22 protein-coding genes are annotated in these 20902 nt (G+C 65.2%); 15 read left to right on the forward strand and 7 right to left on the reverse strand.

Annotation, left to right across the window (positions count from 1 at the left end; all coding sequences use genetic code 11):
• Window positions 1–40 precede the first annotated feature (40 nt).
• Entirely contained in the window at window positions 41–544 is a 504-nt protein-coding gene (gene tadA / locus NRG74_RS01100) for a tRNA adenosine(34) deaminase TadA (RefSeq protein ID WP_257705534.1), read from the forward strand.
• Here tadA and NRG74_RS01105 read toward each other — a convergent pair.
• The 5 genes from NRG74_RS01105 to NRG74_RS01125 form a co-directional block, all read right to left on the reverse strand.
• Window positions 541–939 carry a SufE family protein gene (locus NRG74_RS01105; RefSeq protein WP_093254558.1) on the reverse strand — a complete coding sequence of 133 codons (399 nt, stop codon included), beginning with the start codon at window positions 937–939 and terminating at the stop codon, window positions 541–543. The genes tadA and NRG74_RS01105 overlap by 4 nt on opposite strands.
• Entirely contained in the window at window positions 936–2144 is a 1209-nt protein-coding gene (locus NRG74_RS01110) for an aminotransferase class V-fold PLP-dependent enzyme (RefSeq protein ID WP_257705535.1), read from the reverse strand. The genes NRG74_RS01105 and NRG74_RS01110 overlap by 4 nt, the downstream gene beginning before the upstream one ends.
• 50 nt (window positions 2145–2194) lie before the next feature.
• Window positions 2195–3229 (reverse strand): 2,3,4,5-tetrahydropyridine-2,6-dicarboxylate N-succinyltransferase, encoded by a 1035-nt coding sequence (gene dapD, locus NRG74_RS01115; protein ID WP_042137936.1) that lies wholly within the window; start codon window positions 3227–3229, stop codon window positions 2195–2197.
• Window positions 3230–3302: 73 nt separating this feature from the next.
• A complete protein-coding gene (locus NRG74_RS01120) occupies window positions 3303–3665 on the reverse strand; it encodes an ArsC family reductase (RefSeq protein WP_007160615.1) in 363 nt (120 codons plus the stop codon).
• Between the two features lie 276 nt (window positions 3666–3941).
• Window positions 3942–4382, reverse strand: a complete 441-nt coding sequence (locus NRG74_RS01125; RefSeq protein ID WP_064307427.1) for a YhcB family protein — start codon at window positions 4380–4382, stop codon at window positions 3942–3944.
• A 185-nt stretch (window positions 4383–4567) separates the two neighbouring features.
• Between NRG74_RS01125 and NRG74_RS01130 the strand changes: the two genes are divergently transcribed.
• The 6 genes from NRG74_RS01130 to rpsI all read left to right on the forward strand — a co-directional run bounded on the left by NRG74_RS01130 (window position 4568) and on the right by rpsI (window position 9564).
• Window positions 4568–5203, forward strand: coding sequence for an alpha/beta hydrolase (locus NRG74_RS01130; RefSeq protein WP_257705536.1), 636 nt, complete (start codon window positions 4568–4570; stop codon window positions 5201–5203).
• Between the two features lie 33 nt (window positions 5204–5236).
• Window positions 5237–6583, forward strand: coding sequence for a tryptophan--tRNA ligase (locus NRG74_RS01135; protein ID WP_231354648.1), 1347 nt, complete (start codon window positions 5237–5239; stop codon window positions 6581–6583).
• 86 nt (window positions 6584–6669) lie between these two features.
• Complete coding sequence (gene zapE / locus NRG74_RS01140) at window positions 6670–7764, forward strand: cell division protein ZapE (protein ID WP_017640912.1); 1095 nt, start codon at window positions 6670–6672, stop codon at window positions 7762–7764.
• A 54-nt stretch (window positions 7765–7818) separates the two neighbouring features.
• On the forward strand, window positions 7819–8520 hold the full coding sequence (gene nfi, locus NRG74_RS01145) for a deoxyribonuclease V (protein WP_184286129.1): 702 nt from the start codon (window positions 7819–7821) through the stop codon (window positions 8518–8520).
• A 207-nt stretch (window positions 8521–8727) separates the two neighbouring features.
• Entirely contained in the window at window positions 8728–9156 is a 429-nt protein-coding gene (gene rplM, locus NRG74_RS01150; protein WP_007160609.1) for a 50S ribosomal protein L13, read from the forward strand.
• 15 nt (window positions 9157–9171) lie between these two features.
• The gene (gene rpsI, locus NRG74_RS01155; RefSeq protein WP_017640910.1) at window positions 9172–9564 is read left to right on the forward strand and encodes a 30S ribosomal protein S9; all 393 of its coding nucleotides are present in this window, start codon (window positions 9172–9174) and stop codon (window positions 9562–9564) included.
• 510 nt (window positions 9565–10074) lie between these two features.
• Here rpsI and rne read toward each other — a convergent pair.
• Window positions 10075–13350, reverse strand: a complete 3276-nt coding sequence (gene rne, locus NRG74_RS01160) for a ribonuclease E (RefSeq protein WP_257705537.1) — start codon at window positions 13348–13350, stop codon at window positions 10075–10077.
• Window positions 13351–14055: 705 nt separating this feature from the next.
• Here rne and rluC point away from each other — a divergent pair.
• From rluC to sppA, 3 genes are read left to right on the forward strand one after another with little or no spacing between them, the layout of a single operon-like run.
• The gene (gene rluC, locus NRG74_RS01165) at window positions 14056–15009 is read left to right on the forward strand and encodes a 23S rRNA pseudouridine(955/2504/2580) synthase RluC (RefSeq protein ID WP_017641874.1); all 954 of its coding nucleotides are present in this window, start codon (window positions 14056–14058) and stop codon (window positions 15007–15009) included.
• Complete coding sequence (locus NRG74_RS01170) at window positions 15002–15688, forward strand: HAD-IIIA family hydrolase (protein WP_257705538.1); 687 nt, start codon at window positions 15002–15004, stop codon at window positions 15686–15688. Before rluC ends, NRG74_RS01170 begins: the two co-directional genes overlap by 8 nt.
• Entirely contained in the window at window positions 15681–16673 is a 993-nt protein-coding gene (gene sppA / locus NRG74_RS01175) for a signal peptide peptidase SppA (protein WP_184286132.1), read from the forward strand. The genes NRG74_RS01170 and sppA overlap by 8 nt, the downstream gene beginning before the upstream one ends.
• A gap of 18 nt (window positions 16674–16691) precedes the next feature.
• On the opposite strand, the gene NRG74_RS01180 is transcribed toward sppA, so the two are convergent.
• Complete coding sequence (locus NRG74_RS01180) at window positions 16692–17270, reverse strand: Maf family protein (protein ID WP_257705539.1); 579 nt, start codon at window positions 17268–17270, stop codon at window positions 16692–16694.
• 99 nt (window positions 17271–17369) lie between these two features.
• Between NRG74_RS01180 and NRG74_RS01185 the strand changes: the two genes are divergently transcribed.
• The 5 genes from NRG74_RS01185 (at window position 17370) to fabG (ending at window position 20862) form a co-directional block, all read left to right on the forward strand.
• The gene (locus tag NRG74_RS01185; protein WP_081594602.1) at window positions 17370–17897 is read left to right on the forward strand and encodes a YceD family protein; all 528 of its coding nucleotides are present in this window, start codon (window positions 17370–17372) and stop codon (window positions 17895–17897) included.
• A gap of 10 nt (window positions 17898–17907) precedes the next feature.
• Window positions 17908–18090 carry a 50S ribosomal protein L32 gene (gene rpmF / locus NRG74_RS01190; protein ID WP_007160601.1) on the forward strand — a complete coding sequence of 61 codons (183 nt, stop codon included), beginning with the start codon at window positions 17908–17910 and terminating at the stop codon, window positions 18088–18090.
• Window positions 18091–18123: 33 nt separating this feature from the next.
• A complete protein-coding gene (plsX, locus tag NRG74_RS01195) occupies window positions 18124–19086 on the forward strand; it encodes a phosphate acyltransferase PlsX (protein WP_082731510.1) in 963 nt (320 codons plus the stop codon).
• Between the two features lie 82 nt (window positions 19087–19168).
• Window positions 19169–20104, forward strand: a complete 936-nt coding sequence (gene fabD / locus NRG74_RS01200; RefSeq protein WP_017641879.1) for an ACP S-malonyltransferase — start codon at window positions 19169–19171, stop codon at window positions 20102–20104.
• 14 nt (window positions 20105–20118) lie between these two features.
• Window positions 20119–20862 (forward strand): 3-oxoacyl-ACP reductase FabG, encoded by a 744-nt coding sequence (gene fabG, locus NRG74_RS01205; protein WP_257705540.1) that lies wholly within the window; start codon window positions 20119–20121, stop codon window positions 20860–20862.
• Window positions 20863–20902: the final 40 nt, after the last annotated feature.

Here is a 20902-nt window from a genome sequence, read left to right on the forward strand (position 1 = left end):
CCTGACGGCGGTATCATGGACTTTTGCCCAGAGTCTCGACATGGCCCGCTTCCGTCCCTTGCCCATCATCGACCGCAGCCGGGATGACCTATTCATGCGTGAGGCCCTGGCCCTGGCGGAGCAGGGCGCGGGGCAGGGCGAGGTGCCGGTCGGCGCGGTGGTGGTGCTGGACGGAGAAGTCATAGGCCGGGGGTTCAATCGGCCCATCGGGGCCCATGATCCCAGCGCCCACGCCGAGATGCAGGCCATCCGTGATGCCGCCGCGCGCCTGGCCAACTACCGGCTGCCGGGGGCGACCCTCTATGTGACGCTCGAACCCTGCAGCATGTGTGCCGGCCTGATCGTCCACAGTCGCATCCAGCGGCTGGTCTATGGCGCCAGCGAGCCCAGGGCCGGCATGGCGCAAAGCCGCGGTCGCTTCTTCGAGCAGGACTTTCTCAACCATCGGGTGCTGGTGGAAGGCGGGGTGCTGGCCGAGGCCTGCAGCCAGGTGCTGACCGAGTTCTTTCGCGCGCGACGCCATCCGGTGGCTGGCAAGGGTTAGGCCGCCAGTTCGCGCATCCGCGTGAGTACCGCATTCAGGCCATTGCTGCGCGATTGCGACAGCTGCCGTTCCAGGCCCAGCTCGGTCAGCCAGCCATGGATATCGAGACGGCCCAACTCGTCGCGGGTCAGGCCATTGGCCCGCACCAGCACCACCGCGAGCAGCCCTTTGAGTACCCGGGATTCGCTGCTGGCGCGAAAGAAGTGGCGATCGCCCTGGGCTTCATGGGTCAGGCGTACCCGGCTCTCGCAGCCCTGTACCAGATCCTCGTCGCGTTCTTCGCGTACCGCCGGCAGGCGCTCGGCCCACTGCAGCAGCAGGCGCGAGCGCGCCTCCCAGCCCTTGGCGATGACGAAGGCGCGGCGGGCTTCCGCTGCATCGGGAAGCAGATTCATCGCAAGAGCTCCAGGGCGTTGTCGAGTGCCGTGAAAAAGCGCTGCAGGTCTTCGGCATCGTTGTAAAGGCCCAGGGACACCCGCAATGCACCCGGTGTCTGCAGGGTCTGGAACAGCGGCATGGCGCAGTGCTGACCGGCACGCACCGCGATGCCCTGTTCACCCAGCAGGTGGGAAAGATCGCCGACATCGACGCCAGCTACCTGGAAACTGGCCAGGGCGATCTGCGGCTCGCCCAGTACCCGGACGCCCTCGCGGGCGGCTAGCCCGGCCAGCAGCTTCAGACTCAGGGCCTGCTCGTGACCGCGGATCAGCGTCTCATCCTGGCCTTGCAACCAGTCGACCGCCGCGCCCAGGGCGATGGCTGCCCCTATGGGCGGCGTCCCCGCCTCGAAGCCCATGGGGGCGGCGTGAAAGCGGGCGTCGGTGAAGGAGGTGTGCTGCACCATCTCACCACCGAATTGCCAGGGCTTGAGCTGCGCCAGGCAGTCGGCCTTGCCCCAGAGCACACCGATGGCCTCGGGCGCATAGAGCTTGTGGCCGGAAAAGACATAGAAATCGGCGTCGAAGTCGCCTGGGCGATGACGTCCGTGGACCGCGCCCTGGGCGCCGTCCACCACCAGCCAGGCCGGCGAGCGTGCCCGTACCAGGGCGGCGAGCTCCGCCAGCGGTTGCCAGGTACCAAGGACATTGGACAGCTGGCTGACCGCGACCACACGCGTTCTCGGCCCCAGCAACCGCTCGGCGGCTTCCAGGTCCAGATGACCGCTCGGGTTCAGGGGGATGACCCTGAGTTCAAGGCCTCGACGCCGGGCCAACTGCTGCCAGGGCAGCAGGTTGGCGTGATGTTCCAGGGCACTGATGAGGATCTCATCCCCGGCGGCAAGGGCGTCTTCCAGACCATAGGCCAGCAGGTTGAGCGCCTCGGTGGCACCGCGGGTCAGCACCACCTCGTGCGGCGAGGCGGCGCCCAGCCAGGCGGCGATCCGCCCCCGGGCGCCTTCGTAGGCAGCGGTGGTACGCTCGGCCGCCCAGTGCTGGGCCCGGTGCACATTGGCCGCGCCCAAGCGGTAGCTGGCCAGAAGGGCATCCAGCACCACCTGGGGCTTCTGCGCCGTGGCGGCGCTGTCGAGATAGGTGATGCCATCGGCGGCGAAGGCGGTAAAAGCCGGAAATTCGGCTCTCCAAGGGGAGGGTAGCGACATGGCGACAGCTCCGGGGTAGCCCGCATGGCGCGGGCTGCCCGGTTGTGGACTCAGTTGTGCGCGTGCAGCGCTTCGTTGAGTTCGATGGCGGTCTTGTTGGTCTTGCATTCGACCGCGCCGGTTTCCGAATTGCGGCGCAGCAGCAGATCGCTCTGACCGGCCAATTCGCGGGCCTTGACCACCCGCACCAGCTGGTTCTGGTCGTCCAGCACCGCCACCTTGGTCCCGGCGGTCACATAGAGACCGGATTCCACGGTGCAGCGATCGCCCAGCGGGATGCCGATGCCGGCGTTGGCGCCGATCAGGCAGCCTTCGCCGACGCTGATGATGATGTTGCCACCGCCCGACAGGGTGCCCATGGTCGAGCAGCCGCCGCCCAGGTCCGAGCCCTTGCCGACGAAGACGCCCGCGGAGACGCGGCCTTCGATCATGCCGGGGCCGGCGGTACCGGCGTTGAAGTTGACGAAGCCTTCGTGCATCACGGTGGTGCCTTCACCCACGTAGGCACCCAGGCGCACGCGGGCGGTATCGGCGATGCGCACGCCGGCCGGCACCACGTAGTCGGTCATCTTGGGGAATTTGTCCACCGAGAAGACTTCCAGCAACTTGCCGCGCAGACGGGCTTCCAACTGCTCGGCCGGCAGCTCGGCCAGGTCCACGGCGCCCTGGTTGGTCCAGGCCACGTTGGGCAGCAGGGCGAAGATGCCGCTGAGGTTCAGGCCATGGGGTTTGACCAGGCGATGGGACAGCAGATGCAGCTTCAGGTAGGCCTCGGGGGTGGAGGCGGGGGCGGCGTCTTCGGCCAGCAGGGTGGCCACCAGCGGCTTGGTGCTTTCCGCCAGGCGGGTCAGCAACGCCGATTGCACGGCATCAATGCCCTTGAGGGCTTCGGCCAGACCGCGTGCCTGGGCCGGCGCGAAGGCGATGGCCTGGTTGCCGCCCTGGTAGTCCAGCAGCGGTGCGACCGCCTCGACCAGCGCCGCCGGCGGATTCAGCAGGGGCTGCGCATAGAAGACTTCCAGCCAGGCGTCCTGGCGATTCTGGGTGCCGACACCGAAGGCGATACTGAAGAGGGCATTCGACATATGACTGTTCCTGTGCAGAGGCACCGATCCGGTCGGTGCGAGATGTTCGGTAGTAGGGGCGGAGGCCGCGGGGTCAGTTCAGGGCCGCGGCATAGAGCTCGGGCTTGAAGCCCAGCAGGGTACGGTCGCCGAGATCAAGCACGGGGCGCTTGATCATCGAGGGTTGCGCCAGCATCAGGTCGATGGCCTTGGCGGTATCGAGGTCGGCCTTCTGGGCGTCGTCGAGTTTGCGGAAGGTGGTGCCGGCGCGATTGAGCACCTTGTCCCAGCCATGTTCCGCGCACCAGGCCGCCAACCGTTCGCGGTCGATGCCGCTCTGCTTGTAGTCATGGAAGTGATAGGCCTGGCCGTGCTCGTCGAGCCATAGGCGGGCCTTCTTCATGGTGTCACAGGCCTTGATGCCGTAGAGGCTCAGGCCACTGGCCGCTGCGGGCATGGTGTTCTCCTGCGAAAGACTAAGAGCCTGCTCAAAGTCTGCTGCGCGTCGGCCAAACGGCGTTAAAAATGGCATTCGGAATGCTCATTTACCACTCGTAAACTCCGCTTCCTCAGCCATTTTTGCCTTGTTTGGCTCTAGCTCGCGAGCCTTTGAACAGGCTCTAACAACCGCGGATTATGCCATGACGGGCCGGAAAAGGGCCGGACGTCGCGTCCCGAGTGACGAGGGCGGGCGCCGGAAAGCAGAAGGCCGGGGAGTCCCCGGCCTTGGCGATCAACCGCGGCTTTTCACGCCGTAGGTTTCGTCGAGGGTGCCGGGGGTGCCGTCACCCTTGGGCGCGTAGTCCCGCGGCGCTTCGGTCGGACCGTCGATGCGCTCGCGACTGGATGGGTAACGCTGCTCGGCGCTGTGCAGCGAGGCCAGCAGGTGCTGACGGGTCAGCTCGTCCTGGGCCAGACGCTCGGCGCCTTCGGACAGGTGCGACTGCATGTCCTGGTAGGTCTGGGTGAGCTTGCGCACCAGGCCGGCGGTGGTGCTGAAGTGGCTGGTGACCTCGTGCTGGTAGTCGTCGAACTTCTTCTGCAGGTCATCCAGCTGGCGCTGCACGCGGCTCGGCGCGGCACCCGGCACCAGGCGCGCCAGCAGAAAACCTATCCCGACCCCGATCAGCAGCGCGATCAGGGGCAACAACCAGGTAGTGAGCGACTGTTCCACGAAACTTCCTCTATGAGCGGCTTTGCTTTACGGTAACGGCAGACCGGCGAGCCTGTACACTGGGTTGCGTCTTCTGCCATTCGCTGGGCGTCATCATACCCCGCACTCAGGCATCGCGCAGGATCGACCCTATCAAAATCAACTCCTTGGATGAGCACTGTTCGTCCGGGGTCACGGAGTCAAGCGTGTCAGCCCGTGAACAATCTCTGCTGCTGGAGGGCCCCGCGGGCACTCTGGAAGCGCTGTACCAGAGCCCGGACGCCCCTGCCGGCGCGGTCCTGCTCTGCCATCCCCATCCGCTCCATGGCGGCGCCATGCAGAACAAGGTGGTCGCCACCCTGCAGCGCATCGCCCGGGACGCCGGCCAGGCCACCCTTAGATTCAACTTCCGTGGCGTTGGTGCCAGCACCGGCGTGCATGCCGGCGGTGAAGGCGAGATCGACGATGCCGCGGCCGCCGTGGCCTGGTTGCGCGAGCACCATCCCGACCTGCCGCTGACCCTCTGCGGCTTCTCCTTCGGTTCCTGTGTCGCCGCCTGCCTGGGCGGCCGCCTGGAAGGCGAGGGCGTCGCGGTGGAGCGACTGTTCATGCTGGCGCCGCCGGTGGAGCGTTTCACGGTCGATGGCCGTCTGCCCACGCGCGCACGCCTCACCGTGATCCAGCCCGAAGCCGACGAGGTGGTGACCCCCGAGCGGGTCTATGCCTGGTCCGCCGCGCTCGAACAGCCGCACGAATTGCTCCGCGTCGCCGAGTGCAGCCATTTCTTCCATGGCAAACTCGTCGAACTCAAAGATCTGGTCCTGCCGCGCCTGCAGGCCTGACCCCAGTTAGTCTCTCGGATTTCCAGCGCCTCCATGACCACTCGTATTCTCACTGGCATCACCACCACCGGTACCCCGCACCTGGGCAACTACGCCGGGGCCATTCGTCCCGCCATCCGCGCCAGCCTGGCCGCCGATGCCGATTCCTTCTATTTCCTCGCCGACTATCATGCCCTGATCAAGTGCGACGACCCGGCGCGCATCCAGCGTTCGCGCCTGGAGATCGCCGCCACCTGGCTGGCCAGCGGTCTGGATCCGGAGCGCGTGACCTTCTATCGCCAGTCCGACATTCCCGAGATCCCCGAACTGACCTGGCTGCTCACCTGCGTCGCCGGTAAGGGCCTGCTCAATCGCGCCCATGCCTACAAGGCCGCGGTAGACCGCAACCTGGAGCAGGGCGAGGATCCCGACGCGGGCGTGACCATGGGCCTCTACAGCTACCCGGTGCTGATGGCCGCGGACATCCTCATGTTCAACGCCCGGCGCGTACCGGTCGGGCGCGACCAGATCCAGCACGTGGAAATGGCCCGCGACATCGGTCAGCGCTTCAACCACCTGTTCGGCAACGGGCGCGACTACTTCGCGCTGCCCGAGGCGGTCATCGAGGAAAGCGTCTCCACCTTGCCCGGTCTCGACGGCCGCAAGATGTCGAAGAGCTACGACAACACCATCCCGTTGTTCGGCAGCGCCAAGCAGCTCAAGGACGCCATCGCCCGGATCGTCACCGATTCGCGCCTGCCCGGCGAGCCCAAGGATCCTGACAGCGCCCATCTCTTCACCCTCTACCAAGCCTTCGCCACCCCCGAGCAGAGCGCGGCCTTCCGCGCGGCCCTGCAGGACGGTTTGGCCTGGGGCGAAGCCAAGGGTCAGCTGTTCGAGGTACTGGATGCCGAGCTGGGCGAGGCCCGCGAGCGCTATGCGGCGCTGATCGCCCGCCCCGACGATCTGGAAGATATCCTGTTGGCCGGCGCCGCCAAGGCCCGCCGCGATGCCACGCCCTTCCTCGGCGAACTGCGCGAAGCCGTGGGCCTGCGCTCGCTCAAGACCCAGGTCGCCGTCGGCAGCACCAAGAAGAAGACCAGCAAGACCGCCCGCTTCGTCAGCTTCCGTGAGGGTGATAGCTTCCGCTTCCGCCTGCTCGACACCGACGGCACCGAACTGGCGCTGTCGATCCCCTTCGCCGAAGCCAAGACCGCCGGCATCACCAGCAAGCAGCTGGTCGCGACGCCGGCCAGTGTCGTGGCGGGAGACGGCAATGGCTTCCAGCTGCTGCTGGACGATCAGGTGGTGGCCGAAGGCGTCGCCAGCGATTCCCCCGCCGCCCGTGACGCCCTTGTCGAGCGCACCCGCGCCGCCCTGGCGCAATTGGCCGAAGCCTAAAGGGCACCCGCGGTCCCCGGCGTTGTCAACGCCAGGGACCGCCATTACAGTGACCACCCTTTTTTCCCACCCGACCAGAAGCCGCCATGACCCCCCTCGAGCGTTACCAGGCCGACCTCAAGCGCCCGGAGTTTTTCTACGATGCTGCCCAGGAAGAGGCCGTCCGCCATCTGCAGCGCCTCTATGACGAATTGCTCGCGGAGCCCGCGGCCAAGGGTGGCCTGTTCGGCAAGCTGCTCGGGCGCAAGACGGTCACGCCGGTCAAGGGGCTGTATTTCTGGGGTGGGGTAGGGCGCGGCAAGACCTATCTGGTCGATACCTTCTATGACGCCCTGCCGTTCAAGCAGAAGATGCGCACTCACTTCCATCGCTTCATGAAGCGCGTGCATGAAGAGTTGCGCACCCTCAAGGGCGAGAAGAATCCCCTGACCATCATCGCCCGGCGCTTCGCCGACGAGGCGCGGGTGATCTGCTTCGACGAATTCTTCGTTTCCGACATCACCGACGCCATGATCCTGGCGACGCTGCTCGAAGAGCTATTCAAGAACGGCGTGAGTCTGGTCGCCACCTCGAACATCGTGCCAGACGGCCTCTACAAGGACGGCCTGCAGCGCGCGCGCTTCCTGCCGGCCATCGCCTTGCTCAAGGAGCACACCGAGATCGTCAACGTCGACAGCGGCGTGGACTATCGCCTGCGCGCCCTGGAGCAGGCCCAGCTCTTTCACTATCCGCTGAGTGAGGAGGTCGAGGCCGCGATGGCCAAGAGCTTCCGTTCGCTCACCGTCGAGTGCAACGACCTCTGCGAAGACGTGCCGCTGATGATCGAGAATCGCGAGATCCGCGCCCGCCGCACCTGCGAAGACGTCGCCTGGTTCGACTTCCGTGCCCTCTGCGACGGTCCGCGCAGCCAGAACGACTACATCGAGCTGGGCAAGATCTTCCAGACGGTGCTGGTCAGCAACGTCGAGCAGATGGATGCGCTCAAGGACGACATGGCGCGGCGCTTCATCAACCTGGTCGACGAATTCTACGATCGCCAGGTCAAGCTGATCCTGTCCGCCGAGGTCGAACTCAAGGACCTCTATTCGGGTGGCCGCCTGGAGTTCGAATTCCAGCGCACCCTCAGCCGTCTGCTGGAAATGCAGTCCCACGAGTACCTTGCTCGACCGCACAAGCCCTGAACCCTGGCTGGGTTGAAGGATCAATCCTTTGACCCAGGTTTTCGGGAGGTACGTGTGAATTCTGACCCCTTCGCCGATTGGGATGGCTCGCCTACCCAGGCGCGCATCCTGCAAAAGCAACTGGCCAAGCAGGTCCTGTTGCACGACGACTTCGGCTCGCCGCGGCGTTATGCCGGTGTCGATGTAGGCTTCGAGGAGGGCGGCGAGATCACCCGCGCGGTCGCCGTCCTGCTGGATGCCGAGACCTTGCAGCCGCTGGCCCATGCCGTCGCCCGCATCCCCACCGTGATGCCCTATGTGCCAGGCTTGCTGTCCTTTCGCGAACTGCCGGCGTTGCTCCAGGCCTTGGCGGAATTGCCAGAGACCCCCGAGCTGGTGTTCTGCGATGGCCACGGCATCGCCCATCCACGCCGATTGGGTATCGCCGCTCATCTGGGCGTGGTCACTGGTCTGCCGACGATTGGCGTGGCCAAGAAGATTCTCACCGGTCACCACGCCGAACTCGCCGAGAGCCGTGGCAGTCAGGTCGAGTTGCTGGATCGCGAAGGCGCGTTGATTGGGTCGGTGCTGCGCAGCAAGGATCGGGTCAAGCCGCTGATCGTCTCGCCCGGCCACCGGGTCAGTCTGGCCACCGCGCCCGCGCTGGTCATGGCCTGCGTCAGACGCCACCGCCTGCCGGAACCCACACGGCTGGCAGACCACCTGGCCTCACGCCGTCAGGGCTCGGCGGCTACCCAGGCGCTCTTTTCCTTCTGATTCTCTGCTTGCTTTTTTACCCTGAGCGGGTATCATGCCGCAGCTTTCTTGGCGGGGGATGCCTAAGCCTGCCGAGATCGCCGTAGCGGACGCCGACCCGAGCCCCCGAAGAGCGTCTGTTTCCGGCTGCCCCTGACTTGTCTGGGGTTGCACTGTTGTGTAGAATTTGCCGTCTTTTTACCAGGGCGGCCTCTGAGGCCATAGAGAATGAAAACTTTCACCGCAAAACCGGAAACCGTTAAGCGCGACTGGTACGTCGTCGACGCTGCTGGCCAGACTCTGGGTCGTCTGGCTACTGAAATCGCCACTCGCCTGCGTGGCAAGCACAAGCCCGAATACACCCCTCACGTTGACACCGGCGACTACATCGTCGTCATCAACGCCGAGCAGGTTCGTGTGACCGGTGCCAAGACTACCGACAAGATGTACTACCATCACTCCGGTTTCCCGGGTGGCATCAAGTCGATCAACTTCGAAAAGCTGATCGCCCGTGCTCCCGAGCGCGTCATCGAGACCGCCGTCAAGGGTATGCTGCCGAAGAACCCGCTGGGCCGCGACATGTATCGCAAGCTCAAGGTGTACAAGGGTGCGAACCATCCGCACACCGCTCAGCAGCCCCAAGAACTCAAGTTTTAATCGGGATAGTACAACATGTCGGCAACTCAAAATTACGGTACCGGCCGTCGTAAGACTGCCACCGCTCGTGTCTTCCTCCGTCCGGGCACTGGCAAGATCTCCATCAACGATCGCGCTCTGGACACCTTCTTCGGCCGCGAGACCGCGCGCATGGTCGTGCGTCAGCCCCTCGAGCTGACCGAGACCCTGGAGAAGTTCGACATCTACGTTACCGTCGCTGGCGGTGGTGTGAGCGGTCAGGCCGGTGCTATCCGTCACGGCATCACCCGCGCTCTGATCGAGTATGACGAAGGCTACCGCAGCTCCCTGCGCAAAGCCGGTTACGTCACTCGTGACGCCCGTGAAGTCGAGCGTAAGAAAGTCGGTCTGCGCAAAGCGCGTAAGCGTCCGCAGTACTCCAAGCGTTAATCCTTCGGGATACGCTCGAAAAACCCAGCCAAGCGGCTGGGTTTTTTTATGCCCGGCATTTTTCCAGCAGGGATGTCGTAGGTTGGGCTGAGGCAGCTCCACCGCCGAAGTCCGGCAGCGACCGTACCTTGAGGCGTTGGGCTTCGCTACGCTCAGCGCCAACCTACGGGAGTATGCCTGGGCAACGTAGGTTGGGCTGAGACGGCTCTATCGTCGAAGCCCAGCAAGCAAGCAATGCATCCCTGCTGGCATTGGGCTTTGCTACGCTCAGCGCCAACCTACGGGGGGTTACCCAGGCAACGTAGGTTGGGCTGATACGGCTCTATCGTCGAAGCCCAACAGACAATGCATCCGTGCTGGCATTGGGCTTTGCTACGCTCAGCGCCAACCCGTGGGGATGTATCCGGGCGGCGTGGGTGGGGCTTACCAGCTACCGCAGGCCCTGGCACCTCCTTGAATTCCGGGCATGAAAAAGGGCGCCAAGGCGCCCTTTTTCATCTACCGCCAGAATCAGCGGGTGTGGTTTTCCCGCGACTCGTTACGCTTGCGGTCGATCTCGGCCTGAGCGGCTTCATCTGCCTGCACCGTGTCGGCCTTGGGGGCTTCGGCGGAGCTATCGTGCTCACCGGTCAGGGCGACGTTGGCCGCTTCTTCCTGGGCAGGGCTAGGCACGACTTCGACGGGCTCTTCCACCACGATTGGCGCGGACTCGGCTTCAGCGGCGGGCAGCTCTTCGGCGGCCTGGACGGGCTGAGCCTCGGGTGCCTGCTGCGGCTCTACGGTCCCTACCGCTGCGGTAGCGAAGGTTTCCTCGGTTTCCGCGATGGCGCCCAGGGCAGGGGCTTGCGCATCCTGCTCGGCCTGCTTTGCACGGGCAGCCTCAGCTTCACGGGCCAGGCGCTCACGGCGACGACGCTCGCGCGGATCATTGGAGGCGCGACCTGCAGCCGATTCTGCCGAGTCGGTCTCGACCGGTGCTGTGGGGATGGGCGCGGTTGCAGTTACCGGAGCGACCTGCTCGGCGACCGGTGCGGCGATTTCCACTTCCTGATGCGGTGCACGCTCGTCCTGCAGCTGGCTCACCTGGGGGGTGAGGATCTCCGGCTGGGCAGGGGCGTCGGCGGCAGGCTGCTCCAGCGCAGCTTCCTGATTCGCTTCGGCGGCGGCAGGAGTGGTGTCGGCAGCGACTGTCGGTTCCTGCTGGCGAACGTCACGAACCTCTTCCTGGGTAGCAATGGCGGTCACGCTTTCGCTGACCACGACGGCGGTACCCAGGGCGACCGCGGCCGGCGCGACAGGGGCATCGGTGGCTGCAGTACTCTGCTCTTCGTCTTCGATGAAGTTGCCGTTGGCATCACGCTGACGCTCGCGACGGTTGCTGCGACGACGCTGACCGCGCGAACGGCGACGCGGACGCTCTTCGCCTTCTTCCAGCTCCTCGTTGCCGTCCAGTACCTCTTCTTCGTTCAGCTCTTCGGCACTGGCCGCTTCCTGACGCTCTTCGCGCACCTTGCGTTCTTCGCGCGGTTGACGCTCTTCACGCGGCTTGCGCTCTTCGCGAGCCGGACGCTCTTCGGCACTCACGCGCTCTTCGCGCGGCTGACGCTCCTCACGAGGTTGGCGCTCTTCGCGGGGCTGACGCTCTTCACGCGGCTGGCGCTCTTCGCGAGAGGCGCGCTCCTCACGCGGCTGGCGCTCTTCGCGCGGCTGACGCTCCTCGCGGGGCTGGCGTTCTTCACGCGGTTGACGCTCTTCGCGATTGGCGCGCTCTTCGCGGGGCTGACGCTCCTCGCGAGCCGGACGATCTTCACGGGCCTGACGCTCTTCGCGGGGCTGACGCTCTTCACGCGGCTTGCGCTCTTCGCGGGCCGGGCGCTCGCTACGCTCGCCACGGTCGGCGCGGGGCTGACGCTCTTCACGCGGCTTGCGCTCGTCATCACGACGGCCTTCGCGGCGGCGATTCTGCTGGCGACCGTTGCGGCGCTCGTCCTGGCTGCGCTGCTCGTCGCTGCTCTTGGCGGCGACCGGCGCGGCAACGGCCTTATCGGCCATCGGCTGCTCTTCGGTCTTGCCGGCGAACAGGCTGACCAGGGACTTCACCAGGCCCTTGAACAGGTTCGGCTCGGCAGTGGCCTTGGCTGCGGGGGCGGCGGGCGCCACCACTTCGGCGGTGACCGGAGTAGGGGCCGGCGCGCGCTCGGGCGCGACCTTCACCGCCGCTTCCTGGCGCACCAGGGTGCGGGTGGAGCTGACCGGTTGCACCTCTTCGGCTTCGGTATTGGCCATCTCGTAGCTGGACTGGCTGTTCAGCAGCTCGGGATTGTCGTCACGCAGACGCTGCACTTCGAAGTGCGGGGTCTCGATGTGATCGTCCGGCAGGATGATGATGCGCACGCGGGTACGCAACTCGATCTTGGTGATGCTGTTGCGCTTCTCGTTGAGCAGGAAGGACGCGACCTGGATGGGTACGTGGGCACGGACCTCGGCGGTGCGATCCTTGAGGGCTTCTTCCTCGATCAGGCGCAGGATGGCCAGCGACAGGGATTCCACATCGCGGATGATGCCCTGGCCGTTGCAACGGGGGCAGACGATGCCGCTGGTTTCCCGCAGGGAAGGGCGCAGGCGCTGACGGGACATTTCCAGCAGGCCGAAGCGCGAGATGCGACCGATCTGCACGCGAGCGCGGTCGGCTTCCAGGGCTTCGCGGACACGATCTTCCACGGCGCGCTGGTTTTTGACCGGGGTCATGTCGATGAAGTCGATGACGATCAGGCCGCCGATGTCGCGCAGGCGCAGCTGGCGGGCGATTTCCTCAGCCGCTTCCAGGTTGGTCTGCAGGGCGGTTTCTTCGATGTCGCCACCCTTGGTGGCGCGCGCCGAGTTGATGTCGATGGACACCAGGGCTTCGGTGGGGTCGATGACGATGGAGCCACCCGACGGCAGCTTCACTTCGCGCTGGAAGGCGGTCTCGATCTGGCTTTCGATCTGGAAGCGATTGAACAGCGGGACGCTGTCCTGGTACAGCTTGATCTTGCTGGCGTACTGCGGCATCACCTGGCGGATGAAGCTCAAGGCTTCTTCCTGGGCTTCGACGCTGTCGACCAGGACCTCGCCGATGTCCTGGCGCAGGTAATCGCGGATGGCGCGAATGATGACGTTGCTTTCTTGATAGATCAGGAAGGGACCCTTGCGCTCGCCCGAGGCTTCGTTGATGGCGGACCAGAGTTGCAGCAGGTAATCGAGGTCCCACTGCAGCTCTTCGGTGCTGCGGCCCAGGCCGGCCGTGCGCACGATCAGGCCCATGTCGCCCGGAGCGTTCAGGCCGTTCAGGGCTTCGCGCAGTTCGTTGCGCTCTTCACCCTCGATGCGACGGGAGATGCCGCCCGCGCGGGGATTGTTGGGCATCAGCACCAGGTAGCGACCGGCAAGGCTGATGAAGGTGGTCAGGGCGGCGCCCTTGTTGCCGCGCTCTTCCTTTTCGACCTGGACGACTACTTCCTGGCCTTCGGAGAGCACTTCCTTGATGTTGACGCGGCCTTCCGGGTTCTTCTTGAAGTATTCCCGGGAGATTTCCTTCAGCGGCAGGAAGCCGTGGCGATCGGCGCCGAAGTCGACGAAGGCGGCTTCCAGGCTGGGTTCGATGCGGGTGATGCGGCCTTTGTAGATGTTGGCCTTTTTCTGTTCGCGGGCTCCGGACTCGATGTCCAGATCGAACAGGCGTTGACCGTCGACCAAGGCAACCCGCAATTCCTCGGGCTGGGTCGCGTTGATGAGCATTCTCTTCATGTAATACCACTACGTTCCAGGCTCTCGGCCCGCGTGGTGGCAACAGAATTCAGGAGAAGGGTGCACGGGGTCGTATCGAAACCGGAGTAGCTCCGGTCTTCGTGTCCAGCAGCAGGCCCGGGGGCGTGCCGCGACTACGTCTCCTGCAGGCGCTTGAGCGACTGCCTTTGCAGCTCCGCAGAAGGAGGAATCAACCAGGCATGGTGCGGGCGTGACAGCCGAAAGGCTCGGGCAGCCGGGTCGTCGCGGGATTCGTGTCAGGTGTCGCGGTTGGAGCATCGGCCGTTGGCCTTGAGGCTTCCACCTGCGATCGTCACCTTGGCCGAAGCTGGGCGCGAAGCGGGCTGCAGGCGTACTGTCAGGCTACGCGATACGCTGGTTGTGCATCTCCATCCTGCACACAATCTTCAGGAATCTGGTGCCGCCCGCAAGGTCCGGAGCGGTTGTCGTTTTACAGCTGGCACCCTGGGTGCCGCTGCCTTGGTTACCAGGCGGATCGCAGCTCGCCACTCACCCCCTTGGGCAGAGTCGGCGGTCTGCTGGACGGCCAGACGTCCAGTGACTATTGCATTTGCAGCCTATTATTCGCGGGCGGAATCGACGGCCTCGCGAGCGGTGCCATCCAGACAGGACTGATAACCGCCTCCGGACTATAGCAGCAAGCTTTAAGTGCTTCAAATAAGGGAAAATTGCTATCATCTGCCGATGACTAAGCCTCCTTCTCCCAGCACCGGCGTTCAACTGCTCGATGTGCCCGCCGACTATGCCGGCCAGCGTATCGACAACTTCCTGCGTACCCAACTCAAGGGCGCGCCCAAAACCCTCATCTATCGCATCTTGCGCAAGGGCGAAGTGCGGGTGAACAAGGGGCGCATCAAGCCCGACTATCGTCTGCAGGCAGGCGACCAGATTCGCGTACCGCCGCTGCGCCTGTCCGAGCCCGGCGAGCCGGCACCCCTGGCCAAGGGGCTGCTCGAGCGGCTGGAAGAGTCCATCGTCCACGAGGACAAGGCCCTAATCGTCATCAACAAGCCGGCCGGGATCGCCGTACACGGCGGCAGTGGCCTGACCGGCGGGGTCATCGAGGTCTTTCGCCAACTGCGTCCCGAGGCCCGCGACATCGAACTGGTCCATCGCCTCGACCGGGATACCTCGGGCCTGCTGATGATCGCCAAGAAACGCAGCATGCTGCGTTTCCTGCACGAGGCCTTGCGTGGCGACGGCGTCGACAAGCGCTATCACGCCCTGGTGCGCGGCCATTGGCCGGCGGCCAAGAAGAAAATCAATGCGCCTTTGCTGAAGAACACCCTCAGATCCGGCGAGCGCATGGTCGAGGTCAACGACGAAGGCAAGGAAGCGCTCACCGAATTCCGCGTGCTGCGGCGCTATGGCGAATTCGCCACCCTGGTCGAGGCGCGGCCGGTGACCGGGCGGACCCATCAGATTCGCGTCCATGCCCGTCACGCCGGGCACGCCATCGCCGGTGATCCCAAATACGGTGATGAAGACTTCTCCCAGGAGATTCGCGAGCTGGGCGGCAAGCGGCTGTTCCTGCACTCGGCGAGTCTGGTGATCCCCTTGCCCGAAGGCGGTGAGCTGCGCCTGGAAGCGCCGGTCGACGGCACCTGGAGCCAGACGCTGGAGCGGCTGGATGCCTGACTACCAGCTGCTGATCTTCGACTGGGACGGCACCCTGGCAGATTCCATCGGCCGGATCGTCGAGGTGATGCACGTGGCGGCCGAACAGCTGGGGCTGCCGCCGCGTAGCGACGTGGCCATCAAGGGCATCATCGGCCTGGAGCTGGTCGCGGCCATCCAGGCCCTCTATCCGCAGCTGGTGACTCCGGCGCAGATCGAGGGCTTTCGCGATGCCTACAGCGCCGAGTTCGTCCGCCGCGAGCAGGAGGCATCGCCGCTGTTTCCGGAGGTGATGAGTGGGTTGCAGCGCTTTCGCGCCCAGGGTTACCAACTGGCCGTGGCGACCGGAAAGAGCCGGCGTGGGCTGGCCCGCTCGCTGCAGCAGCATGGCCTGAGCGAGTTCTTCGATATCACCCGTTGCGCCGACGAGACAGCTGGCAAGCCCGATCCGCAGATGGTGCAGGAGATCCTCGCCCATTGCGGTGTCGCCCCGGAGCGTGCCCTGCTGGTGGGAGATGCGGTGTTCGACCTGGAAATGGCCCGGCGCGCCGGGGTCGCCGCGGTCGGGGTCGCCTATGGTGCCCAGCCGGCCGAGGTGCTGAGGGATTTCGGACCGCGCCTGGTGATCGAAGCTTTCGCGGACCTGGCGCTGTGGCTGGGTGACAACGTTGTGGGCAGAAGTGAGGTAGGGCATGGCTGACGAGTGGAAGGAAGACAATGGGCGTGCGCGTCCGGCGGACGACAAGACCTGGGCCCTGATCGAGAAGACCATGCTCGCCAGTGTGCGCGAGCAGCGGCGGGCGCGGCGCTGGGGCATCTTTTTCAAGCTGCTGACCTTCGCGTACCTGATCGTCATGCTGGTGCTGTTCACGCCGCTGCTGTCGTTGGGCAAGAAGGGTGGGGTGACCGAGTCCGGTGCCCATACCGCGCTCATCGAGCTCAAGGGCGTGATCGCCGACGACGAGAAGGCCAGTGCCGACAACGTAGTTACGGCCCTGCGCAAGGCCTTCGACGACAGCAACACCCGTGGCGTGGTGCTGCGCATCAACAGCCCAGGCGGCAGTCCGGTGCAATCCGGCTACATCTATGACGAGATCAAGCGTCTGCGCGGCATGCATCCAGACATCAAGCTGTACGCGGTGATCACCGACCTGGGTGCCTCGGGCGCCTACTATGTGGCCAGTGCGGCCGATGCCATCTACGCCGACAAGGCCAGCCTGGTCGGCTCCATCGGCGTGACCGCGGCTTCCTTCGGCTTCGTCGGCACCATGGAAAAGCTGGGTGTGGAGCGGCGCGTCTACACCTCTGGCGAGCACAAGGCTTTCCTCGATCCCTTCCAGCCGCAGAAGCCCGAGGAAACCCGCTTCTGGCAGCAGGTGCTGGATACCACCCATCAGCAGTTCATCGACAGCGTCAAGAAGGGGCGTGGCGACCGGCTCAAGGTCGAGGGTCATCCCGAGCTGTTCTCCGGATTGGTCTGGTCCGGCGAGCAGGCCCTGACCCTGGGACTGATCGATGGCCTGGGCAGTGCCAGCTACGTGGCGCGGGATGTGATCAAGCAAGAGCGGCTGGTGGACTATACCCAGGAAGATTCGCCCTTTGATCGCTTCGCCAAGCGCCTGGGCGCCAGCGTCGCCGAGCGTCTGGCCCTCTATATGGGCTGGCAGGGTCCGACGCTGCGCTAGGGCAGCGTCCAGCAGGTCTCAGGGGGCCTGCAGTCCTGCCTCGCGCAGCAGCGCGGCGAGCCGAATGAGGGGGAGGCCGATCAGACTGGTCGGATCCTCTCCCTGCATGGCGTCGAAGAGCGCGATGCCGAGGCCCTCGGCCTTGAAGCTGCCGGCGCAGTCATAGGGCTGTTCCGCCAACAGGTAGCGGTCGATCGTCGCCGCGTCGAGCGGGCGAAAGCGCACCTGGAAATCCACCACCTCGCTACGGCACTCGCCGGTGCGACTGTCCAGCAGGGCGAGCCCGGTATGGAACACCAGGGTGCGGCCACTGGCCCGGGCCAGTTGCTGGTGGGCCCGTTCATGCGTCAGGGGCTTACCGAGAATCTCGCCATCGATGGCGGTTGCCTGATCCGAGCCGATGATGAGCGTGGGCGCTGGCTGGTCGGCCAGGGCGGCGGCCTTGGCCCGCGCCAGTCGCTCTACCAGCGCCCGCGGGCTTTCGCCGGGTAGCGGCGTCTCGTCGATGTCCGGCGACTGGTGGGCGAAGGGCAGGTGCAACCTTTCCAGCAATTGGCGGCGGTAAGGTGAGCTGGAAGCGAGTAGAATGAGAGGCATCGGTTTGTTCTCGGGCGCGGTCGACCAGAGGTCGGTCGGAATCGCTTCGGGGTTAATTTCCTTTGACAGCCGTAAGGCCGTCCCTATAATGGCGCGCTTATGTTGAATGGGCCAATTCCACCTCAGGTCGATCCTCGCAAATTGGCGGATCGCGGCGTAACCCTCAAGGGTGAGCTGCCTCTCGCGAACATGCGGCGTGTCGGCGAGCAGCTCGTGAAGTCCGAAGGCGCGGTAGCCGTCGTCCTCGACTTCGGGCGTGATCAACAAAAGCAATTCGTCATCCATGGTGTCCTGGATACCGCGGTCGAGATGATTTGCCAGCGTTGTCTGGAGCCGGCAGTGCTTCCCATTAGCAGCGAATTCGATTTCGCCGTGCTCTGGGAAGGGAAGTCGGCCGATGCCTTGCCACAGGGTTACGATGCCCTGGAGGTTGGTGAAGAACCCCTGGATCTGCATAGCCTGATCGAAGAAGAGCTGTTGCTCGCTCTGCCGATCATCCCTGTGCATCCGGAAGGTGCTTGCCAACATCCGGAAGGTTTCGAGGCGCCCGAAGAGCCGGCGGACGAGGAAAAGCGACCCAACCCGTTCAGTGTACTTGCGCAGTTGAAGCGTGACCCAAACGTTTAGGAGTTAAATCATGGCTGTTCAGCAGAACAAAAAATCCCGTTCCGCTCGCGACATGCGTCGTTCGCACGACGCCCTCGAAGCGAACGCTCTGTCCGTGGAAAAGAGCACCGGTGAAGTTCACCTGCGCCACCACGTGTCGCCCGACGGTTTCTACCGCGGTCGCAAAGTGATCGACAAGGGTTCCGACGAGTAATCCTCGATCGAAATCGTCATCGCGATCGATGCAATGGGCGGGGACTTCGGTCCCCGCTGCATTGTTCCTGCTGCACTCGACGCTCTCGAGCGTTTCCCCGCCTTACAGCTTCTCCTCTGTGGTCAGCGCGACGCCCTGTCGGCCTGGTCACCGCCTGCCTCCCTCGCCAACCGCCTGCAGTTCGAATACGTCGATGCCCTCGTCGGGCCCGATGAGCGACCCGCTGCTGTGGTACGAAGTCGCACCCGGACCTCCATGCATGCCGCCCTCGAAGCGGTCCAGCAGGGGCGTGCCCAGGGCTGCCTGAGTGCCGGCAATACCGGGGCCTGGATGGCGCTCGCGCGACAGCTGCTCGGGACGCTGCCGGACATCGATCGACCCGCCATGGTATCGGCGCTGCCCGGGCGGGACAGGCATCAGACGCTGCTGCTGGATCTCGGCGCCAACCTCGACACCTCGGCCGAACAGCTGGTGCAGTTCGCCTATCTGGGCGCGGGGGCGGCCCAGGCGCGGGGTCTGGTGCGGCCAAGGGTCGCGCTACTGAACGTCGGGCGCGAACCGGGCAAGGGCACGCCGGTGATCCAGGACGCCGCCCGGCGCCTCGCTCAGAGTCAGGCCTTCGATTTTATCGGCTTCGTCGAAGGCAGCGATCTCTATGCCGCCGCAGCCGACGTGGTGGTCTGCGATGGCTTCACCGGCAACGCCGTGCTCAAGTCCGGCGAGGCGCTGCTGCGCCTGTTGGTCGAGCGCAGTGGCACGGCCTCCTGGCTCGAACGTCGGTTGCTGCAACCCTGGCTGGCCCGCCGTTTCCGTCATTGGAATCCGGAGCTGCACAATGGCGCGAGCTTTCTCGGCTTGAACGCGGTGGTGGTGAAGAGCCATGGCGCGGCAGGCGAAGTCGGTCTCGTTCAAGCCATCGAGCGCGCTCTGCGCGACGTGGAGACTGATCTGCCTGGCCGTATCCGGTTAAACTTGGCGGCTCTGAAAGCGGTGTGACCGACCGGTCGACACCGACATCTCAGTCTGTCAGTGGCGGAATCGCGGTTTCGCCAGCAATGGACCTACAAGAGACCTGCCTATGTCCGCCTCTCTCGCTTTCGTCTTTCCCGGTCAGGGTTCCCAGGCCCTGGGCATGCTGGGTGAGTTGGCCACGCACCATGCGCTGATCGGCGAAACCTTTGCCGAAGCCTCCGCCGTCCTCGGCTACGACCTCTGGGCGCTGACCCAGCAGGGCCCCCAGGAGTCGCTCAACCAGACCGACCGTACCCAGCCCGCCATCCTGACCGCCTCCATCGCGTTGTGGCGTCTGTGGCTGGCCGAAGGCGGCACCAAGCCGGCCTATGTCGCCGGTCACAGCCTGGGCGAGTACTCGGCGCTGGTTGCCGCGGGCAGCCTGCCGTTCGCCGAGGCGGTACGCCTGGTGGCGCGTCGCGGTGAGCTGATGCAGCAGGCCGTGCCGGCCGGGCAGGGTGGCATGGCCGCCATCCTGGGTCTGGAAGATGCCCAGGTGCTGGCCGCCTGTGCCGAAGCCGCCCAGGGCGAGGTCGTGAGCGCCGTCAATTTCAATGCCCCGGGTCAGGTGGTGATCGCCGGTGCCGCCGCCGCGGTAGCGCGCGCCATCGAGGCTTGCAAGGCGCTGGGTGCCAAGCGCGCCGTGGCCCTGCCGGTCAGCGTGCCGTCCCACTGCGAGCTGATGCGCCCGGCGGCCGAGCGGTTCGCCGAGGACGTACGCGGCTGCACCTGGAGCCAGCCGGAGATTCCGGTGGTGCAAAACGTCAATGCCGGCGTCAACACCGACCTGGACAGCCTCCAGCAGGATCTGCTGGCCCAGCTCTACAGTCCGGTGCGCTGGGTCGAATCCGTGCAGTACCTGGCTGCCCAGGGCGTCACCCACCTGGTGGAGTGCGGCCCCGGCAAGGTGCTGGCCGGTCTGAACAAGAGATGCGTCAAGGGCGTGGAAACGCTGGCCCTGGACACCCCCGACGCCTTCGCCGCCGCGCGCGCGGCTTTTTGAATCGAGGAAACGAGATGAGTCTGCAAGGTAAGGTCGCCCTGGTCACGGGCGCCACCCGTGGTATCGGTCAAGCCATCGCCCTGGAACTGGGCCGCCTGGGCGCCACTGTGATCGGCACCGCGACCAGTGAGGCGGGCGCCCAGCGCATCGCCGAGTCGCTCAAGGCCAACGGTATCGAAGGCACCGGTCTGGTGCTCAACGTCTCCGACAACGCCTCCGTCGCGGCTGCCCTCGAGCAGGTCCAGGCACAATTCGGCGCCCCGTCGATCCTGGTCAACAACGCCGGCATCACCCGCGACAACCTGATGCTGCGGATGAAGGACGACGAGTGGTTCGACGTGATCGATACCAACCTCAACAGCCTGTTCCGCCTGTCCAAGGCTGTGCTCAAGGGCATGACCAAGGGGCGCTGGGGTCGCATCGTCAGCATCGGCTCGGTGGTGGGAGCCATGGGCAATGCCGGCCAGGCCAACTACGCCGCCGCCAAGGCCGGTCTCGAGGGCTTCACCCGGGCGCTGGCTCGCGAGGTGGGTTCGCGCAGCATCACTGTCAACGCCGTTGCGCCTGGCTTCATCGACACCGACATGACCCGTGAACTGCCGGAAGCCCAGCGCACCGCGCTGCTGACCCAGATCCCGGCCGGCCGCCTCGGCCAGGCCGACGAGATCGCCAAGGTGGTCGGCTTCCTGGCCGGCGAGGGCGCGGCCTATGTGACCGGCGCCACGATCCCCGTGAACGGCGGAATGTACATGAGCTGACCGGCGTTACCCCCGCGCGGCTATTGCGCTAAGCTGGTAA

The sequence above is a fragment of the Pseudomonas oryzihabitans genome (assembly GCF_024652905.1).
Lineage (GTDB): Bacteria > Pseudomonadota > Gammaproteobacteria > Pseudomonadales > Pseudomonadaceae > Chryseomonas > Chryseomonas benzopyrenica.

Coding starts and splice junctions, on each gene's coding strand:
- tadA (WP_257705534.1), top strand. CDS start 41: ATGGCCCGCTTCCGTCCCTTGCCCATCATCGACCGCAGCCGGGATGAC.
- NRG74_RS01105 (WP_093254558.1), bottom strand. CDS start 939: ATGAATCTGCTTCCCGATGCAGCGGAAGCCCGCCGCGCCTTCGTCATC.
- NRG74_RS01110 (WP_257705535.1), bottom strand. CDS start 2,144: ATGTCGCTACCCTCCCCTTGGAGAGCCGAATTTCCGGCTTTTACCGCC.
- dapD (WP_042137936.1), bottom strand. CDS start 3,229: ATGTCGAATGCCCTCTTCAGTATCGCCTTCGGTGTCGGCACCCAGAAT.
- NRG74_RS01120 (WP_007160615.1), bottom strand. CDS start 3,665: ATGCCCGCAGCGGCCAGTGGCCTGAGCCTCTACGGCATCAAGGCCTGT.
- NRG74_RS01135 (WP_231354648.1), top strand. CDS start 5,237: ATGACCACTCGTATTCTCACTGGCATCACCACCACCGGTACCCCGCAC.
- zapE (WP_017640912.1), top strand. CDS start 6,670: ATGACCCCCCTCGAGCGTTACCAGGCCGACCTCAAGCGCCCGGAGTTT.
- rplM (WP_007160609.1), top strand. CDS start 8,728: ATGAAAACTTTCACCGCAAAACCGGAAACCGTTAAGCGCGACTGGTAC.
- rpsI (WP_017640910.1), top strand. CDS start 9,172: ATGTCGGCAACTCAAAATTACGGTACCGGCCGTCGTAAGACTGCCACC.
- rne (WP_257705537.1), bottom strand. CDS start 13,350: ATGAAGAGAATGCTCATCAACGCGACCCAGCCCGAGGAATTGCGGGTT.
- rluC (WP_017641874.1), top strand. CDS start 14,056: ATGACTAAGCCTCCTTCTCCCAGCACCGGCGTTCAACTGCTCGATGTG.
- NRG74_RS01170 (WP_257705538.1), top strand. CDS start 15,002: ATGCCTGACTACCAGCTGCTGATCTTCGACTGGGACGGCACCCTGGCA.
- sppA (WP_184286132.1), top strand. CDS start 15,681: ATGGCTGACGAGTGGAAGGAAGACAATGGGCGTGCGCGTCCGGCGGAC.
- NRG74_RS01180 (WP_257705539.1), bottom strand. CDS start 17,270: ATGCCTCTCATTCTACTCGCTTCCAGCTCACCTTACCGCCGCCAATTG.
- NRG74_RS01185 (WP_081594602.1), top strand. CDS start 17,370: ATGTTGAATGGGCCAATTCCACCTCAGGTCGATCCTCGCAAATTGGCG.
- rpmF (WP_007160601.1), top strand. CDS start 17,908: ATGGCTGTTCAGCAGAACAAAAAATCCCGTTCCGCTCGCGACATGCGT.
- plsX (WP_082731510.1), top strand. CDS start 18,124: ATGGGCGGGGACTTCGGTCCCCGCTGCATTGTTCCTGCTGCACTCGAC.
- fabD (WP_017641879.1), top strand. CDS start 19,169: ATGTCCGCCTCTCTCGCTTTCGTCTTTCCCGGTCAGGGTTCCCAGGCC.
- fabG (WP_257705540.1), top strand. CDS start 20,119: ATGAGTCTGCAAGGTAAGGTCGCCCTGGTCACGGGCGCCACCCGTGGT.